This is a genomic window from Clostridium sp. Marseille-P2415 (assembly GCF_900155545.1).
In the GTDB taxonomy this organism is placed as follows: Bacteria; Bacillota; Clostridia; order Lachnospirales; family Lachnospiraceae; genus Lacrimispora.
In genome coordinates, this window is sequence record NZ_LT732525.1 from 945,371 (window position 1) to 964,383 (window position 19,013).

Consider the following 19,013-nt stretch of genomic DNA (forward strand, 5'->3'; position numbering starts at 1 on the left):
GTGCTCTACCGAAACGTATTCATCCCCCATAGCCTTCGCTTCATCCTCGGCACTGATTAAAACCTTATTTAAATCATTGCTGATGTAAAGATGTCCCCCGCTTACCTTAGGCAGTTTTTCTATGGACCGGGCCGTTTCATGGAAGAATTGCTCCTTTTGTATATTCATCTTGGTAATCAGCTTTAAAATCAGGCTGTCTTCAATGGTAAGAAGGCTGTAAAGCATGTGCTCCTGCTCAATCTGCTGATTCCCATATTCATATGCAAGCTTTTCGCAGTTCTGGACGGCTTCTACAGACTTTTGCGTAAATTTATTAATGTTCATGATAGTACCCTCCTTTTTTCTTTGCTATGTACGATCATTGTTTCATTTGTTCTATGTGTAATATAACAAATACAAAGTCGTGTGTCAAGTTAAATTCATACAAAATCAGAAGGAATTTAAACGAAAATCTTACAGTTCTCTTTCACACATTGTTTTTTCTTCCGGCATCACGTATAATCGAAACAAATATTTTATAATCGTTACTTTCAGGAGGTGGCCGTTTTCATGATAAATTTTCCGCGTTGTATCCGGGCGCGCTCTGCCGCAGCAATTGCCGCCATTTTCCTGTTTCAATCCGCAGGAACCGGAAGCATCACCAGCCTGGCCCACACAAAAGATGAGTCTGTCTACTTAACCGGCATCTGGCAGCAGGACGAGAATGGCTGGCGGTTCTTCAATCAATGGAATTCTACCTCCCCTGCCGGGCAATGGGCGGAATATCAGGGCAATTCTTATTATTTTATGGATAATGGGTATATGGCTGCCGGCTGGCTTTTTCTCAGCAACCGCTGGTATTATTTTAATCCCTGCAAAGGAAAGCAGGAAGGCTCCATGGTAACCGGCTGGATCAACGATCCCTCTTATGGCGGTTGGTTTTATACAAATCAGAACGGAATCATGGTAACCGGCTGGCATAAAATTGACGGTTTCTGGTACTATTTTAACCCAGATTTTAATGGAATACTCGGACTTATGGCTACAAACCGTATCATTGATGACGCATATGTGGATTTAAACGGGCGTATGAATGAACTGCGGTAAAAAAAGGCAGTGCCGTTTTAAGAAACAGACACTGCCCTTTTTTCAATTCCATGAAATCTCCATACAAATACAATTGCACGGAAAATCCAGTCAATAAACATGCCGTACCAGACACCCATCACGCCTGCGTCCATAATATGTACGAAAAAATAAGCGAATGCAATACGAAACAGCCACATGGAAAACACCGACACTGCCATCGTGAATTTTGCATCCATGGATGCTCTCAGCGCATAGGGGACCGTAAAGGCAAATGGCCATACGATCATGGCGTAACTATGTGCTACTATCATTCGGGCGGATATCCCAGCCGCCTCTCCCGACAGATTGTAGACAGAAACAAGCCGGTCTGAAAATACTACCATGACAGTACAGAGCAAAAGAAGAATTCCATAGTTAACACCGACCAAAAGCCTGGTGTACCGCTTTGCCTGTTTTTTCTCTCCTGCTCCCACACACTGACCCACAATAGTAATGAGCCCCAGACCAATGGCATTGCCTGGCAGATAAAGAAGCGTCACCAGGTTGGAAGCTACCGCATAACTGGCAATAGCCGCCGTACCCAAAGACGAGACCAGGCTCTGCAGCGCAATTTTTCCGAATTGGAACATACCGCTCTCTAATCCATTGGGAATGCCGATGGAAAGAATATTTTTTATCATTTTAAGGTTTGGCCTCAATTCCTCCAACCGGTTTATTCTGACGGTATTACCCGGATTCTGGATCAGATACAGCATCATAATTGCGGCGACCAGCCGGCTTAACAGCGTAGGATATGCCACACCGGACACTCCCATATGCAAGCCGAACACGCAGATTGCATTTCCTACAATATTAATGGAATTCATCACCAGTGATACTGCCATGGATACCTTGGAGTTCCCCATGGACCGGAATAAGGCCGCACAGGAATTATAAACTGCTATAAACGGGTAAGACAGGGCTGTGATCCGGAAATAAATTAAGGCATCATCCATTACTGCAGGCTCCACTTTACCAAAAATGGTACTTAGCAGATAACGGTTCCCCACCAGAGCTGCAAATGTAACCGCCACCGATAATACGGTGGTGACTCCAATGAGCTGGCCTGCTGCCCTGCAGGCATTCTCTGATTGCTTTTTTCCAAGATACTGGGCCGATATAACGGCGCCGCCTGTGGCCAGCGCCGCCAGGATCTGTATAATCAAAATACTGATGGAATCCACCAGAGAAACTCCGGATACAGCAGCCTCTCCAACAGCAGCTACCATCACGACATCCACCATTCCTACCAGAACGGCTAATATTTGTTCCACAATTAATGGGGCAAGCAGCTTTAGTAAATCTTTTTTCGTAAACATATCGGGTCCTCTTTATTGTCTCTCAAATGGATAACGTATTCCCCACTGCCGCCTTAACTCATCCATAACCTTCATTATGTTCAGCGTTGTCTTATGCGGCATCTGCTGACACTCGGTCCAGCCATTTCTGATTGCTTCTGCACTGGCTTCGATCTGGTACTCATATCCTGAAATCTGTTCCGGCCTGATATGGGTTTCAACCAGCTGCCGATTGGTATCATAAACCCGGATGGACTCAAAATTATTAACATTCTCAACGACAAGGAACCCTTTAGTTCCGTAAACAATCCCCTGCCTGTCGGACAGCACCCGAAGGGAACTGTTAAGTATGGCCATTTTACCCCCCGGATAACACAGGGTAATGCTGTTTTGTGCATCCACTCCTGTATCCGTTTTAATCACACTGGATTGAATATCCGAAATGTCATCGCCGAAAACAAGAGAGGCGAAGTTAAGGGTATAGACTCCTACATCCAAAAGAGCTCCTCCTGCCAGTTCAGGCTTTACTAGGCGTGGCTTTTCAGACACCAGATAGCAAAGATTCGCCGTAAGAGTCATTGGCTCCCCGATCATGCCGGATTCCAGAACGCTTTTTAGCGTTTCAGCCATAGGCATATAACGCACCCACATGGCTTCCGTGATCATAAGGTTCTTTTTCTCTGCCAGGGCAATCATCTCCTCAGCCTGAGTAAAGTTTGCGGCAAATGATTTCTCGCAAAGAACATGCTTCCCCTGTTCCAGGCACAGTTTCGCGTTGCTGTAATGCTCTGAATGAGGGGTAGCAATATAAATTAATTGAATTTCCGGATCCTTTGTAAGCTCCTCATAGGTTCCATAAGCCTTTTTTATGGAAAAACGAGCTGCAAATTCTTCTGCTTTCTCCAGACTTCTGGAAGCAGTCCCATACAGATTTACCTGTGGCATCCGTATCATCGTGTTTGCCAATAACGATGCAATTCTGCCAGTTCCCATGATCCCAATTTTTAACGGCTCCATATCTCAGACCTCCACACATTTATACCAAACATTTCTATTTATTCAGTATAACACATCAAAACAGCCTGTACAATCATTCTTTTGGAACGCCCATAACAGGTTGACAATGTAATGATCGGGTTATTCACTGACGGACTTACCGGAATGTAATAGAGGGAAGCTTCTTTCATATTATCTATAAATTCCTGTTTTTCTTTTGCATTGGAGAATTCTGTTTGATAACACTGCATCTCCTCCTCTTCCTTAAGCTGGCAGGAAAAGATGATCCCTTCCTGCCACCTCCTCTCGTAATAAATTCGAATCATTTTATGGCTTTTATAAAAATCCCTGCCACTGTAATTTTTTAAGTCAGCAAACATGGTTCCGTCCTTCATATTATGACCGAAAATAACCGTATTTTCTTTATTCAGTTCCCCTCCTTCTTCCTGGACAAACAAGCTGCCACAGGAGTTTACATTTCCCTGAAAGGTATGGTTCAAATAATAACCCGGCCGGGTACTTCTTGCTACCGGATAGTTGACAGATGTGCCCGGTATACAAAGCCAGCATATGTAATCGGGATTTAGCTTCCATAAATATGCTTCCGGTATTTCCTTATTATCATCAAATGTCTTTCCACTCTCTTCCGTCTGTAATCCCGACAAAACACGGTTAAGCTCTCTATACTCCAGTTTTCCCTCCCTGTACTCAAGAACCCGTTGAAATAGCTGCAGACTGAATCCTAAAAACCCTGCCAGCCAAAAAACAGACAGGAAGTATTTCATTGTATTACTTTTCCAACTTGTTTTTATCCCGGATTCTACCATATCTTCTCCTTTTTCGTTTCCCTCCTCTTATGGTTAAAAGAAATCCCAAAAAACAGAGAGCCATACCTGAAATCCAGAAGCCGGCAGGAGTCCTGTCTCCTGTTTTTTCTCCATGCCTTCCGGTTTCTTTTCCATATGCTGATTCCAGCCATACCGGATCAAGCTGGTTCTTCCCGTAACGAGCTGTAATCGTTCCCATTTTTTGAGGCTCTTTTGGAACATTTGATTCCGGTTTCGGCACAGGCTCTGGCTCTCCTTCTCCTGATTTATGCTTTTTTAAATCCGTCATAATGACATCCAACTGTTTTGCACCTTTTGGAACAATAAATTTTCTATCAGCTGCAGGAAGATAACCGTCCGGCGCTTTTACTTCGTGCAGGAAATACGTTCTACCGGCCTCTAAAATTCCATCTATCTCAATTATTTTATCATTTGTTTCAAAATCCTGTATGGCAATATTCCCTCCTTCATCCAAAATCCTGAGAATTGCCCCTTCCACCAGCCTTCCTTCCGAATCCACCTTGCGAATTCTTACTTTTGTGGTATTATTTCTCATTTCAACCACATCAGTGCTTCCATCTCTGCTCACAGTAAACCGAACAGCATCGGAACAGGCATATCCGGGCCTGGGCCTTTCCTCACAAAAATAATATTGTTCTCCGGCCTTTAGCTTGGCGGTAATTTGATGAGGCTGATCCGTGGAGGTCCACTTCTCAACCGGATTACCGGCTTTATCTGTTATGCTCAATTGGTTTCCAGGTAATTCGTCATGGCCTGTCATGGCTTTTTTGGACAGTATCACATGGGTTGGATCATCTTTCATAACTACAACACCCCTGTTACCGTTTAAACTGACTGTAAAGGGGATATCTTCTGCATATGCATATCCATCAGCAGGACGGATCTCATGGAGCCAGTAGTTTTCTCCCGCTGCCAGCTGGCCTTTCAGCTCCTTAAACTGATTTCCCGTCGTAAAGATTAGATCATCACCGGCTTCAAAGCCATTGCCATCCCGCAAGGCTTTTGCAGGGCTTTTATTCTCATTTAAGACTTCAAGCACACATCCGGCCAACCGGCGGGCCCCTTCTGGTTGAGATGTTTCTGTAAGGGAATGGTCCAGCTTCTCAACCAAAATCTCCGTTTTCTTATCCGTCATGGTAACACTGATGGGTTCAGGCTCTTCCGGAACCGTGAAAACAACGTTCTGGCTGCAGGCATACCCGGCTGGCGGTTCTTCTTCTATTAGCTCATAGGTTCTTCCTGCAATCAGGATCCCTTTTAAAACGACCGTTTTTCCTTCCGCAGTAAAGGATGTTATAAGATCTCCTGTTTCCTTTTCTCTGATCGAGAACCGTCCTCCTTTTAAATATTCCCCTGTTTCAGCATCCACCTTTAAAATCCCTGCCTCCGTCTTTTTATCCTGCATGATGATGGTTGACCGTATGCCGCTCTCTTCTGCTATAAAACGGATCTCTTTTTCAAAAGAGCAGCCTGCCGGCGGAAGCTCTTCCCGGAAAAGATACTCCTTTCCAGGGGTAATGAATTCCGGCGGGATTAATACCTCCTTTCCTTCTTTTTTCGTAAATTCGTAGATATTTTTCCCTGTCTCTGCATCGATAAGGCTGTAACGGCCTCCCTCCAATTCCTTCTCTGAATCTCTATCTATCTTTGAAAAATACAGGCGTACCGGACGGTCCTCCATGTCCACATTATCAACCATTCCGGAAACGTTTAGCTGGAAGCGGTATACTCCGCTTATAAGGTTATTTCCGTCACTGTAGGCTGTGGTTTCAATAAGCCGGTAGCTTCCTCCTGCCGTCAGAATTTCCCGGATCGTTTCATCATTCCGGTTGTTTTTAAATACCGCACTCCGGAAGTTTTTTGATATCTCCCCTGTTATCGTACCGCTTCCTGTCTGCCCGGTGGAGAGGGGCACGCTGTCGTAGCCATCTTTCGGTTCCTGAGTGATCTCATATTTAGTTCCGTAAGGCAGCCCGGCGAAGGTAAGATACCCGTCACCGGTAATGACAATGTTCCCCTCACCTTTGATCCGTCCTTCAGAGGAACCGCTGTATGCCTGGTATCCGGTCAAGATGTGCCCATTCCGGTCCGTAAGCCTCACATGGAACGTAAATTCATCTGACAGTTCCTTTCCTGTTCCGGTCAGCTTGCTTATGATGGTAATAGAGCCATCCTGGACAATGGGGTTCGTAAGAGAAGTACGTTTTGTTACCGCATACACTTTTGTTTCAAAATGTGCTTTTGTCTGCGTTCCCTCCTCTCCGGCCGCGACTGCCACAACATCCACTGTACCGCTTTCATGGGCCGCCACATCGGTAAGATTCCAGGTCACGACTCCGTTTAACTCCGTGCCGTAAGCCGCAGATCTTAAATATTCCAGCCCTTCACCAAGAACCGCTTTTACCCGGACATCTGCCGGATAGTCGTATGGATTGGTATAGGTAATGGTGTACTTTATGACGCTGTTCTTTTTAACTGCACTATGATCCGTTCCGATAGTTCCGGTTACCCGGGCAATAGGTATTTCTCTTGTGACCGGATTTGTAATCGTATGATCGTGATCATCCTCATTGACGGTCCAGCTTGCAAGGACGTTTCCCACTGCATCCGTCAGCTCCTGCCTGGTTTCAAGGTACGTTCTGGATGGAATGGTGTAAGATCCGTTTTCATTGAAATAGATCCGCTTTGTTTCCTTAAATGACTTTTCCGTCCTGCCATCGGAATATCCGGTATACTCAGTGATTTCATATAAATGGCCGTTTGTGATACCGTCCTCCTCTGTTACTGTCCGGCCGCTTCCCGTTCCAACAAAGGGCGGAAGCTCAGTTCCTGTGTCTAGATCTTTTAATACGGTAAATACCTTTACCGGCACCCTTCCGGTTACGGTCATAGCTTCTATGGCACCGTCAGGGTCCGCCCCTTGGGCGTCACTTGCCATTTTTATGACGTTAAAGTCGTTTGAAACATTGCGGATTCCGGTACCGGCTCTGTTTACGGTAAAGATCACCGGCTTTGAAAGAGTATATCCGGCCGGAGCTTTCAATTCTTCCACGATGTAGACCCGGTCTGCTGACAGCTTCTTTGTCAAAGTAAAGCCGTCTGAACCTGATAGAACGGTTTCAATGGCTTTCCCTTGTTTTTGATACTTTCCATCAATGACCACCGCCTCATATACGGCTATTTCTGCACCTTCCACGGCCATGCCGGTATCAAAGTTTGTCTTTCTGAAATGAATCTCTGTTGGGTCGTTTAAAACCTCATAAGCAGAAAGAACTTCTTTTCCGCTTTCCGTCCCGTCAAACCGGAACTTGCTTATCCCTCCGGAAATCCGGTATAGGTCCGGTGGGGAAATTTCTTCTATGGTATAGGTATAAGGTTTTATGGTTCCGTCTGTCTGCACCGCACCTACGGGAAGATGATTTAAGTCCGCTTTTCCATCGGAGCCGGTTGTCATGTACCAGATATCCCCGGTGTCCTGATTGGTTATTTTAAACCTGGCGTTTTCCAGCCCTTCCCCTGCGTCGGAAGCTTTCTTTTTTATTTCCAGTTTTCCAACGGTTGGAGTATTTATTATCTTATAAAACGGGACTTTTTCAGCTCCTACGGTGATTTTTACCGGATCGGCCTTTTGCATATAAGGTGGGGCTTCTAACTCTGCGATATAATAGGTACCATAAGCGGTCTTATCAATACGGTGGGGTTTTAAATCTCCCACGGCCAGTCCTTCCGGAATGTTTCCGTTAAATTTATCCTCTTCCGTATATCTTCCATCTGATCCGGAACTCCATGTTTCAATGAGGTGGGTTTCATCTTCCACAAAATTTCCGGCTTCATCTGCCCGATAAAGGGCTAGTTTAGCACCCTCTACGGCATATTCATTTGTTCCATCCGTAACTACTTTCTGGATATTGATGTATTTTTCTTCATTTTCAAAGCTTACACGCTGCACGTCCCCAGTTTCTGTTATAACGATTGCTTTTGGGTCTGCTGTTTCAAATCCAGCCGGGACCTTTTCTTCCACCAGGACATAATTACCTATCTTCTTCCCGTCTTTTTCTGAATTTAGAGGTAAATAATCAATCCGGTGCATTCCTTCTAAGGTGTCATAGCTTTTAATTCCTCCATTCTCTTTGTAATTGAACTGATATTCAAAATGAAGGGGCAGCTTTCCCTCGCTGTCAAGGGAACCATTCTGGACATTACGATAAATGGTGATCCGGATTGTTTTTCCGGCATCGGTGGTCCAGGTCTGGACTGTCCCTTCTCCTTTCTCAGTCCGCAGGCTCTCTATCCGCTCCGCCGTCCGTTCTCCAGCCTTTGTGTACCAGGTGATGGAAGTAAAATCCTCCCCCTTCTCCCGATAGGCCGCTTCAAAGTCCGTGATAAAGCCGGACTGGTTTTCTGACAAACCTAAAAAATTCTTAATGCGGTCGATAAAGCCAGCGCTTTTTTCGGTTTTTTCCGTATATTCGGTCAGATCATCGGTAGTCCATGTATCCATCATTTTTGTTTCATCGTATACCGGGATACCTCTTTCCGTTATGATGTTTCCGTTTTGGTCTGTTTTCGCTTCATAAAGAGCCAGACCGGCAGCATGGTCATTGGGCAGCTGCACCCTGTTTCCCTTACTGTTCTGATAGTATTTATAGATTTCCAGCTTGGTATGATCATTTTTTACGTTGATGGTCTGAACATAACCGGCTGCCTTTATCGTTAATTCCATGGAAGAACGGACATAACCACCTGCTGCTTCCGATTCCTCCAGGATATAGTCTCCTGCAGGGATCCCTTCAAAGTATTTCGGGGTCCCGTCTGTGATCCAGTCAGCAGTAACAGTCACCGGCGTATTATCAGTGGAGTTTTCTACCTTCCACTGTGCCGGGGTAGTCTCTGCTTTCACCAGATAATATCCTTTCGGATAATTTTCGCTGTCTGTGGTATAAATACGTTTTGCCTTATAGAGTAACAGGTGAGTTCCGGATACCTGGCTGTAACTGTAGGCTCCCTTCGGTTCTGTGACTGCACCGTGCCCCGCTTCACCGGGTAAAAGACCTTCCTGATAGTCACTGATTACATTAATCCGGTACTGATCCGGTGCATCGGTTTTTACAATTTCTATCTTGATTTTTTCATCTTCCATTCCGGCCTTCTGGACTTCCGTTGTTTCGGTAACAGTAATTCCTTCCGGAAAGCCCTTTGTGTAGCCTGATGGAGCCTTGGCCTCCTCTATAATGTAGGTTCCGGGAATGACACGTTTTAACATATCGGCCTGCCCCACCGTCAGGGTCGGCCCCTCGGGTCTATCCCCTTTAAACGGATCATTGGGATATTTCTCTCCGGTGATCCAGGTGTTTTCCATGATCCAGGCTTCACCCTGGCGGTGATAGAGTTTTTTATCGTCTGTGGTATCCTCCTTATTCCCGATCTCCCCCATGCCGGCCTTATCATTGATTTTATAGGCAGCATTGTTATACGCTGGAAGAAGGTCATCGTATTTGTATCGGACATAATCCCCGTCAATGTCATAGACCGGGTTCCCCTTTTTATAGGTTTCAACCGATCTTTGGTAATACTCCGGAAGGCCATGCCCATTCAGAACAGGATTCATGCTTTTAACCAGACTGTTCCCGTCATAAGTTCCTGTGATGTATTCCTGATCGGTATCGGCATTGAAGGAAGCGATTCTCCATGTTTTGATCTTCTCCCTGGCAATGACCGCCCCGTTCTCTGTCCGGGAAATCTTCACCGGCCATACCAGAAGTTTTTCTCCGTCTTTCGTGTACGCCATACCTGTTGTTGGATTGACATACGCATCCCTATTCCCGTCACTGTCCAAATGGTACATGACAGTTCCATAGCTTAGAGAAAAGGTTTTATCCGCTGCTGAATACTTCACCGCAGTTAAATCCCCTCCGGTCAGCTCAAAGACTGGCTGACCGGCTTTCAATACGTAGATAGATTCCTGATTTTTTACCTGTACCTTATTTCCTTCCCGGTCATAGCCGTACAGCTTCCCATCAGTTCCGGCTTCTGTTGCCTTCAGGTTTCCAAGGGAGTAAAACAGGATATCTGTATCTTCCCGGTCTATGGTTTCATAGGTCCAGGTTCCCTCTTCTGTTCCTCCTGCAAGGCTTTCTTCCGAATCCTCTTTCCGGATAAACTCTACGGTTCTTCCGGCGTAGCCTTTTAATACCTTCATGGACTGGACGTTATTGTTCCGGTCTCTGGTCACTTCCACGCCGTCATATCCATAATCTCCGCTGTCCCCATTTTCTTTGATCTCTATGGCATCATAAAGGGTCATCTGCGCCCCGGCCACGTAGCGGTTTTGATCATCAGAGGTATCCAAGGGTCTGGATATCAGGCCGTAACCGGCAAACACGCTGTCAATATATACCAGTTCCACATCTTCGCCGGCATCTTTTCTGGCCTGAAGAGATTCAATGGTTCCCTTATACCAGGCATAGCCTAAATAGGTTCCGTTCTTGTAGGCAAATTCCAGGTTTTCCGTTCCGTACTTTTTCTTTAATTCCAGTTCTGTTCCTTCCACTCTCGTATCGGTCCGGTAGGTAACGGTCTGAGCGGAATCCTTGATTTTTGATACCTCTAAGCGGATCGGAGTGTTTGCTACATAGATCCTTGCGGTATCTTCTTTAATGGTTCCATTTTTACTTTGATTCTCATAAATAGCTGCGGCAACCCTCTCATCCCGGTTTCCGTCCAGGTAATAGGTGGTCTTATCAGAATAAATCTCAAGGGCTACCGGTTTTGTTCTCACATAGCCAGCTGGTGGCTTGATCTCACATAGGACATAGGTTCCTGCTCCAAGGGGCCGCGGTGTAACAAGATATCCGGTGTTTTGATCCTGATTGGCAGTACTTGTCTCATCCTCTTCCTTTGCCTGGAGTCCGTCTCTTGTAGTGGTAAAGGCTTCAAACTGTCCGGTTTTTCTTCCTTCCTGATCGGCAAGAATCACTTGTTTCGATTCCTCACAGATCGGGGTCCCTGCCGGGACGATACCAGTCCATGTGTCCCCAATCTTACTGATCTTTTCCGCTCCCATAGCTGTCAGAAACTCCTTGGAGCCTTTGATCCGGGTGTCTGTTTCATAGAACTTTACCAGGCCATCTGTCGTCTCTCCGTCCTCTCTGGAAGCGGCATATAGGGCAAACAAAGCACCGTCATGTAAGATATTTTCTCCAGTCTCGGAATCCAGCTTTTCGATTCTCAACCGGCTTGTATAGAAGGTATTGGTAAATTTCCTATAACCATACCCTTTATAACTTGACGTACCATTTTCATTCTGTTTGGTATCAGTTACTTCATCTGTTGGCTCCGTAACGGTCCAGGGAACCAGCATAGAGGCATATTTGCCATCATAAGCAGTCTGTATCCCCTCTATGGCGGTCACATGATCCTGATAGACTTCTCCTGTTACTCCTGGAAATACGACCTGATCATAGATCTGCTTATCTTCTGATATGGAACCATAGTGGTATATTTTTTCCACGCCATTGGTTTCATAGTCGGCACCGTTAGGGGCTTTCTTTCCGGCATTGCCATCATCGGCCAGGTAATGGCTATTAGAATTCCCTCCTTCTTCCGCCGGATCAATCATGGTATTGTAGTAATCTTTTTCCGGATCATTCCTCTCCTGCGTGATGGTAAAATGTCCTTTTCCGGAAGGATCACCAGGAGCAGAACCAGAAATTGCCTGAAGGTCCAGACCATAAGGGTAAATCTCGTAATCCCCTAACCGGCTGTGTGCCCGGATCACATACGTTCGCTTGTCCTCTTCACTCTCTCCCGGCCATTCCTCATTAAATCGGATGTGGTATTTGGAAGAAAGCTGGGAAACGTTATCTGCTGCGTTATAACGATAATAGCTGGCCAGCTCCTCCGGTGTTTTGTCTGATCCGGTTTTCCCTCCCTCATAAACAGCCGGAAGTTCAATTTCCTTCGGAGCATCTGTTTTGTAGTGCTTATTGAAAAGATCTCCTAAGTCTTTGTTAAAGGACTGCTGTTCCACGACTACATAGGTTCCGTATGGGAGATATTCTGAAACTCCATAACAGTACTTCGCCTCCGCATCTTCCAGGTCGGCGCTTAGTGTCGTTGTGTCTTTGTCTTTTCCGCCCTCTGCTTCGCTGTCCCAGGGAATAGAATAGATTTCATCAAGGTCATAGCTGAAGAAGGGTTTTAAATAATTCTCTGCTTTTTTGATGGCTTCAGCCAAAGCCTTATCATAAATTTCATTCGAATACGGTTCACTTCCTACAGCACTTTTCGTTTCTCCAGCCAGATTGTTCTTTACCAGCTTTGCTACTTCATCATCCAAGTACCAGGTAATTGCAAACTGGCGGACATGATCCGAACGCTGGGAGTTACTTTCAGCTTCTGGAGAGGTGTTAATATTGTTTTTCATATCTGGATTGTTATGGATTGCAGGATACTGCTTTTCGCCTCCATCGGTTCCAAACTGGAGTTTTTTAATCCAGGCAAACGGTTTAAAGGACGTGCTGCCATTGTCTGTCCGCTCCCACTGATCTTCATTGGCCACTTTTATGGCATCAAAGAACTTTTCATAGTTGTAACGGCTGACTGATATCTCCTTTCCTTCATCATCTTTGATTGTTTGGGTCGTTTTTTCCAGGACTGCCGTATAACCGTTATTCTGTTCTGCATTAATTAGACCGTTTGAAGAACCGTAAAGCTCCGTGTTTGCAATGGCTGCTTTATTGGAATCCTTAAAGAGCGGATCTGTCTGGTGGTCTACGTTGGTATAAACCTTTTGCACCTTTTCCGGGAATGCCTCCCGGTAGGCTTTGATATCCACCGGATTTCCATTCCGGTCCTGCCAGAGAATGCTTCCATCTTCTGCCCGGTAAAGCCGCTCTAAGTTGGATTTTAAATAAGCTTTAAAGCGGAAATTCTTTATATATTTTGCGTTATTTTCTGTTCCTCCTCCATGTTCGGTATACTTATCCTTCCAACCAGCGTTTGCATAATTATTATTTTCATAGGTTCCATCGTCCTTTACCGATATATCCTTTGTAATCTTTACCTTCTGCATAATGGGCCGTCCTACCAAGGAAACCGGGATCTGTCTGGTCCCACCGTCAGAATCAATCCGGGTCCGGTCATACCGGAGCGTCACCGTTTCTATGTAACTTCCGGCACTGGCCATCTTTGGTGTAACAGAAATATTTCCATAATACTCTGCATAGTCCTGGGGAGATGTATAAGTCCCTTCCATCAGCTCCTTGTTATACTTGATGCGGTATTGTATTGTTTCCGTTCCCTCGCTTCCGGAGGCCTCTATGGCGTATCCCGTTCCGTCATAGGCTGCGGTCACCGGTGTATCAATATCCTTTAACTCATAACCCGGAGCCACCTGGATTTCTTCCTCCACCATGACCTTTTTGATGCTACCATCGTTATTCCGGATCGGTTCTCCCTGACTGTATACCCAGTAAGTCCGTTCCGGACTTTCCTTGATCGTAATTGCAGATAGATCATCCGGGAATACTGCCTGTTTCTTTGACAGCTCTCCTGCCTTTACTTTGGCAAAAGTAAGAAATCCGTTTCCGTTTTCTTTATAATCAGCTAGCTGATCCAGGGTGTATGGAATATAGATATAGCCATAAACCTCAGTTCCATTGATTTTGTAATCCAGAGATTTTTTTATATAAGTCAATTTATTTACTTCATCGTAAACACCGGAGGATACAGAATTTCCTACCCGGTAGGAGTAGCGGATCACCGCTTTTCCATCGGTTACCTCCTGCACTCGTAAGCAGTTAAAGACAGAAAGCCCGGCTTCTTCCATTCCTTCATACAGGCTCTTTGCCTGTTCCTCAAAGGTATTTCCCACTAGGGAAATCAAGATCCAGGGCGCACCCTCATCCGGATCTTTAAAGGAAGCCTTTTTCAGTGCTGCATTGGCATCTTCCATCAAATCTTCTGTGTTTTTCTTATCCTCAAAGGTAGGAATGGTATAACGGAGAGCATTATCCGGGCGGACTGAGGTGTAATCATACTCCGGATCAGAAACCTGGCTCACTACGGCGCTTTCCCCATTGGGAAGCGTTACTCTATCCCCAGCTTTTGCTTCCACGCTGGAACCATTTATGATGACTCTGGCTCCGGCTTCTTCTGCCAGGGCGGTTTCTTCTCTGGATACATACTCCGTATGGGTTCCCTTTGGATCTTCCACCACCTGGCTTTTGGTCACATAGAAGATAGCTCCCTCTGGAATGCCTTGGGCGTAGATCTGGTACCCATTGGTGGTTCCACTGCTGTTTATCATAAATGCATTGCTCTTTTTTAATTTGTCCACTTCCAGGCTCCCGGCTGAAACAGTTCCTTCTGCCGATGGATTTCCTCCGGCTTCAAATGCCTCCCGGTTGGTTAAGGCTGCATCCTTTCCATAAACAGAAAGCTCATATCCTTCCGAACGAGTCAGCTCCTTGATGTAGTACTGGGTTCCGTCCCCATTGACGATAAGCGGCCGGCCGATCCAGGCGTTTCCGTTTAATGCCTCATTGTTCTCTATGGAGTAGGAATGGCTGCTCTCTCCGGTTCCGTCCATTCCCTGGTTAGATGATAATTTTTGATATCCAGAGTCCGTTTCACTTCGGCTGTCAGTCAGGGAAATGCTGTCTCCATTGGAAGTATGGCCCTCAAACCGTTCCATGTCCGATTCTTTTCCGATAGCCTTTCCCATGGCAGAATAAAGATTGGTGGGGGCACGGTCCAAAAAGCCTCCAGGTGTCTTCTCAATGGCTCCGGTCTGATAATTAAAGGTATGTCCCGGTGCCTGGGTAATGGTTAGGAAACTGGCCTTGCCATTCCGGTCTGTAGTGGCTACGGAAACCAGGTCATCCTTTTGAAAGACAACACCGGAATGTCCATCCGGGTGAGAGATATCAGTGGCTGCAAACAGTCCGAAAACGTCTCCCTCTAAGCTTCCATCTCCCTGGGTATCACCATAAGAATCATAATTTCCTGATTCTCCCGCTTTTAGGTTTATATCTTTCTTGTTAATATGGATATCCCCCTCTACCCGATGATCATAAACGATAAAGGTCCAGTCCAATATGGATGAATTTAAGGGAGATACCCGGCTTATTTCCTTGGATTCTGGAAGAGATGAAAGTGATGATGATCCTCTTTTCCCATCGTCATCCGATAAGCGGAAAAGGGTTTTTGCCTTGTTCGCCACAAACTGAAAGCTGTTCTTGATTCCTTCAAAAAAGCCGGTAAAGGTGATTGCACCGTTGATAGCTTCTATCTGGGAAGCGGTTGCCTTTTGCTTTTTTACAGGCTTTGGAAGTTCCATAACCTGTGTCTCCGAAATGGTTTCTAATGGTTCCTCACTTACTGTTTCTGGTGGTGCCTCAGCTTCTGTCTCTGCCGGTACCTCCGCTTCTGTCTCTGCCAGTGCCTCCGCTCCTGTCTCTGCCGGGATTTCTGCTTCTGTTTCTGTCAGTGTTTCCTCTTCTGTCTCCGGTTCCGTTTTCGATTGGGTCTCGGTATTGGCTTCAGGTGGAGCCTCCGTACCATGTTCTACTGATGCTTCCTCTTCTGATTTATCGTTTGATGAAATAAATTCCTTCTGATCTAGTAACTTCACTTTATCTAATGCACCAAATCCCATAAGAAGCTGCTGTTTGGAGATTGGGGCCGTTTGCTGTACCAGGGACGAATCAGAAGATATCGAATCCACTTCCATGTCCGGTCCATCTTCCGAACTTCCGGAGTGATCCATGCCGGAAGACTGATAGCTTTTATATTCACTTGATGTTACTGTTCTCCATTCCACCGGAATATCATCCGGATGGTTTCCATGAAGGGCATAACCTGGGGCCGGAGTGGTTTCTTTAGCAGAATATTCATAGGTTAAGGAAATGAAATCCTTGTAAAACTGATCCCGGTCCTTTTCTAGGGCTTCCTTTTGCGTCCTTCCGGTTGGATCAATGGCATGGAAGAAGCCGCCTTTTTCTACTAACCGCTCACACTCCTGTACTCCGGCCAACCACTCGGCCCATTTGGTATCATGAAGCGCCTGGTTCCGCTGTTCCACCGCTTCGATATCACCCTCATTGGTTTGCTCTCCGGTTTCTTCGTCATACTCCGGTTCTGGAACTTCTTCATACTCAATCACAGGTGCCGGATGGCCAGAACAGTAGCCCTTTTCATACTTATAGCTTCTGGCATCGGAATGAGCTTTCTTATTTACTATCTTCCCCAAAGAATCCACGTAGTAAAGTTCCCCATTTTCATTGGTGATATGTTCATCTGCAGAACAGGCATCACGGTCCGGATCACTCCAGCGCTTAAACTGGGAACCAGAGGAATTCCCCTGATTAAAATGGTTGGCTTCCGAATCATTCAGTTCAGTATCTCCGCTATAATTCGTAGAAATCCGATCCTCATCACTATCCACATCATCCTCCCATGAAGCTCCTGTTAGGGAACCAAGGTTAGAAGAGTATCTTCCTGGATCATCAAGATCAAGATCTGTATCATCAAGTTGGGAATCATCAAACTTTTCTAAAATGTCCCAACGGGAACCAGCCAGTGGTTTTCCAGTTTCGGAATCAAAGTCAGAAAGAGATATATTATAATTGGCTCCAAAGGCTTCCGTATGCTTATAGCGTTTCACTCTGTTTGGTGGAGTTCCGGGACGGACATAAATTTCTAAGTCTTTGTTAAGCTTGGCGGCAAAGTAGGTCTGAGATATGTCAAAAGCATATAATGTATTCGTAAAATCTTCAGGAACCTTTGTATAAAACTTAAAAGTTGCAAGCTGGGCAGAGCCGATATCTTTTGCCAGCTCCAATCCATCTTGACCAGGATTAGCCCAGTAAAGAACTCCGATTCCCTTTCCATCAGTTGGAACTTCCCCAGATTGAGAAGAAAACACAAGACCAGCTTCGGTTGGGCCGTTATAAGTCCAGTCTCCATAAAGATCTTTAGCTGAGAATCTCTGATAATAATCTTTTACGGCTGTATTTGGATATGGGACGGTAATGGTATAGGTATCAGAGGAAAGGTCTGTTTTGGCATAATAAACGGTTTCTTCCGCATCCGAATCAAGTTCTTTTGTAATGTTTGCTGCATCCCATACTTGTCCAAACATCCACTCTGCCCAGTTCGTACATCCTTTTGCCTTGTATTCTTCTGGAATTTGAGTACTGGATAGCTGATTGTAAACGGATCGGTCCCCTACCGCATTGGGATTCATTTGTTTTACTACCACCTTATAATTATCACTATTTTGAAAAATTCCTAAATCAGTTTTAAGATCGGTACCAGTAAAAGCACAATCATCCGCTGCAATCCAGTTAATGACAGAAGCAACAATGTACTTTGCTGTTCCAGCATTGGCATCATTACAAGCTTCTATGCTGTCGTTTTTTCCCATGTAGCTGCCATACACGTTCATTAAGAAGTTAAATTTCTCTATTTCCTCATTACCGATATCTTTGGGGAATTCTTTCGGTCTATTTGTTGGAGTCCAGTATTTTTCGAAGAAAGCCTGGCTTCCTAAATGAATCATGGTATTTCTTTCATGTCCTTGTACACAGTAGATAAATGTCTTATCAAACTCATTAAAATCACCTTTACTATGCTGTTTGTTTTCCACTAGATATTGTTTGGCTCCTGCTGGAAAATTTCCTTCTTTTACAGGTTCTCCTAAGTGAAACACCTTATTTTCATACATCAATCCTGTAGGCGTATAGTTGTTATAATTGTCTACTTCATATCTATTAGCATCCCAGGAAGGTAATGATACTGCTTCAATAAGCTGTGCATAGTCTGCAAAGGAAACCATGGTTTCCGGAACGTATGGCAAAAATGCCATGGTTGCTAGTATTACAGCCATGACCCCAGCTGTCTTTCTCTTTAACTTAATCTTTTGCAACAGTTTTTTCATTCTTTTCTATCCTCTATTTTGCAACAAAAAAAGACCACCGATTATGAATTAACCGATAGTCTTTAATAAAAGGATTTATTAAATTTTAAAAGAATGGATTTGGTGTTCCCCAAAGCTGGGCGGCCCTTCCACAAGAGTCATAGTCATAGCCCAAAGCACCTATTGGAAAATCAGCGTAACCATACCACTTATTACCAGGGTTTGTTTTCGGATCTATAGTTTTTACCTTTCCATCAATCATGAGTTGCCCCAACTCATTGACCATGTAGCCATCCGGCGTAATGGTGTTGGTGTAAAGGTAACCATATTCATTAAAGCAGTAGGCATACTTTAAACCATCTTTCTTTCCATCTGGAGATACCATTAACCAAGACCAGTGGCTTAAATAAAGGCTACCAGTACCAGTTCCATACCAATAATTACTAATTCCATTTGCATTCTGCGATTTCTCTGAATCCTGATGCCATGATGGGCTTTCATATGGTTGAGAAATAGTGTAATCAATTGCATTCTGCTCGGACCCATAAGAGCAAACACGACCTTTTGCATCAACTATAATGCCATTACCATCTGTTTTTGAACCACCGGCAATTTCAGCATTCTTTATAAAGTTTCCATGTAAGTCTTTTAGATAATATGTGTAACTATCTTTTTTAATAGCTGTTCCAGCATTTAGGAAAAAGTTTTTATTTTCCCACTCATTAGTTGTATATCCCGCAGGAAGCTCATCTTGTGTCCAGATAATTTCCGCAAATGCCGGCGTTGCCATGGTTACAGTAAGTACTGTCGATAATATTGCCCCTATTATTTTCTTTTTCATAC

General features: G+C 44.9%; 7 protein-coding genes. 1 reads left to right on the top strand and 6 read right to left on the bottom strand.

The annotated features are described in order from the left end of the window. Positions 1–324, bottom strand: a 324-nt coding sequence (locus tag BQ9856_RS04500; protein WP_328587228.1) for a Clp protease N-terminal domain-containing protein, incomplete at its 3' end; no start/stop codon positions are given. A 225-nt stretch (positions 325–549) separates the two neighbouring features. On the opposite strand from BQ9856_RS04500, the gene BQ9856_RS04505 reads away from it, so the two are divergent. Continuing rightward, entirely contained in the window at positions 550–1,086 is a 537-nt protein-coding gene (locus BQ9856_RS04505; protein WP_077609902.1) for a glucan-binding protein, read from the top strand. Between the two features lie 17 nt (positions 1,087–1,103). Here BQ9856_RS04505 and BQ9856_RS04510 read toward each other — a convergent pair whose 3' ends face one another. The 5 genes from BQ9856_RS04510 to BQ9856_RS04530 all read right to left on the bottom strand — a co-directional run bounded on the left by BQ9856_RS04510 (position 1,104) and on the right by BQ9856_RS04530 (position 19,011). Beyond that, entirely contained in the window at positions 1,104–2,426 is a 1,323-nt protein-coding gene (locus BQ9856_RS04510) for an MATE family efflux transporter (protein ID WP_077609903.1), read from the bottom strand. Between the two features lie 12 nt (positions 2,427–2,438). Beyond that, positions 2,439–3,422 carry a Gfo/Idh/MocA family protein gene (locus tag BQ9856_RS04515; RefSeq protein ID WP_077609904.1) on the bottom strand — a complete coding sequence of 328 codons (984 nt, stop codon included), beginning with the start codon at positions 3,420–3,422 and terminating at the stop codon, positions 2,439–2,441. 38 nt (positions 3,423–3,460) lie between these two features. Further along, the gene (locus BQ9856_RS04520; protein WP_159441942.1) at positions 3,461–4,186 is read right to left on the bottom strand and encodes a class B sortase; all 726 of its coding nucleotides are present in this window, start codon (positions 4,184–4,186) and stop codon (positions 3,461–3,463) included. A gap of 4 nt (positions 4,187–4,190) precedes the next feature. Beyond that, positions 4,191–18,191, bottom strand: a complete 14,001-nt coding sequence (locus tag BQ9856_RS04525; protein WP_235839115.1) for a SpaA isopeptide-forming pilin-related protein — start codon at positions 18,189–18,191, stop codon at positions 4,191–4,193. An 85-nt stretch (positions 18,192–18,276) separates the two neighbouring features. Continuing rightward, a complete protein-coding gene (locus BQ9856_RS04530; RefSeq protein ID WP_077609906.1) occupies positions 18,277–19,011 on the bottom strand; it encodes a hypothetical protein in 735 nt (244 codons plus the stop codon). Between the last annotated feature and the right edge of the window lie 2 nt (positions 19,012–19,013).